Source organism: Thiomicrorhabdus cannonii (genome assembly GCF_013391695.1).
GTDB lineage: Bacteria > Pseudomonadota > Gammaproteobacteria > Thiomicrospirales > Thiomicrospiraceae > Thiomicrorhabdus > Thiomicrorhabdus cannonii.
In genome coordinates this window covers 1-414 of record NZ_JACBGH010000040.1, presented here as the reverse complement: position 1 = coordinate 414, position 414 = coordinate 1, and the positions used below count along the sequence as shown (strand labels likewise).

General features: G+C 34.5%; 1 pseudogene. It reads right to left on the bottom strand.

Features of this window, described 5'->3' with window-relative positions:
• A pseudogene (gene hk06 / locus HZ297_RS11875) lies at positions 1 to 414 on the bottom strand (two-component system sensor histidine kinase HK06); the annotation flags it as partial.

The window sequence follows — 414 nt, the reverse complement described above, 5'->3', positions numbered from 1 at the left end:
ATTCCATACCGTGTTCATAAGGGAGAAAACTATAATCCATTTGATAGCTTTCTAAAATATTATTCACAATGTAAAGACCCAAACCGGAACTTTCATCCTTATCTGTCACGATTTGAGAATGATAGAATATATCAAATAAATGTTCTAGTTCTTGGTCACTTAGAGGCGCACATGTATTTTTGATAGAGAGATAGCCATCTTGCTCGGATATGATTACACGCACATTTTTATCTGAATATTTAATTGCATTACTAATCAGGTTTGTCAAAACCTTATCCAATGCCCTAAGACTCATGACGACCCTGGTAGCATCTGTCAATTGATTTTCAATTGTAACACCTATTGAATGAGCTAATTCTTGATAACGTGATAAAATATCTACTAAAACTGGCTTAACAGTCAAGGTCTCACGAC